At 35.3% G+C, this 391-nt stretch carries 1 protein-coding gene; it reads right to left on the bottom strand.

Annotated elements, in window-relative coordinates; genetic code table 11:
* Positions 1-115: 115 nt before the first annotated feature.
* Positions 116-391, bottom strand: a 276-nt coding sequence (locus KP705_RS18850) for a hypothetical protein (RefSeq protein ID WP_215765413.1), incomplete at its 5' end; no start/stop codon positions are given.

Raw genomic sequence — 391 nt, 5'->3', positions numbered from 1 at the left:
AATGGCGAATTTTGACATGGTGTTTCAGCCCCCTTTTTTCAAAAGGTGGACTTACTACACAATTTGCAAGCAAATTGTCGTAAGCTGAAGAAGGAAACCCCTTCTTCAGATATATTCAGAAAGCTTCTTTTTTTGTCGGTAATGGCACATTTGGCTGACCGACAAACCATTCGTAGAGTGAAGGATCACTCGGAAGGCGAAGTGTCTCTAGAAGCACTTCATTATCTCGCACTATAGAAAATTCAAAAAATTCATCTAAATTTTCATCATGTAATTCCTTAAGATTTTTCCAAATTTTCATAGTTTCTAAGTCGTTTGAATGAGAAATTATAAATGTATTTTGGCATGCAATATGGAATCGTTCGTTAGTTTTCATAATTTTCCTCCTTCT

It is taken from the genome of Gluconobacter sp. P1D12_c (assembly GCF_018812105.1).
Classification (GTDB): Bacteria; Pseudomonadota; Alphaproteobacteria; order Acetobacterales; family Acetobacteraceae; genus Gluconobacter; species Gluconobacter oxydans_A.
This window is presented reverse-complemented; position numbering and strand designations above follow the sequence as displayed.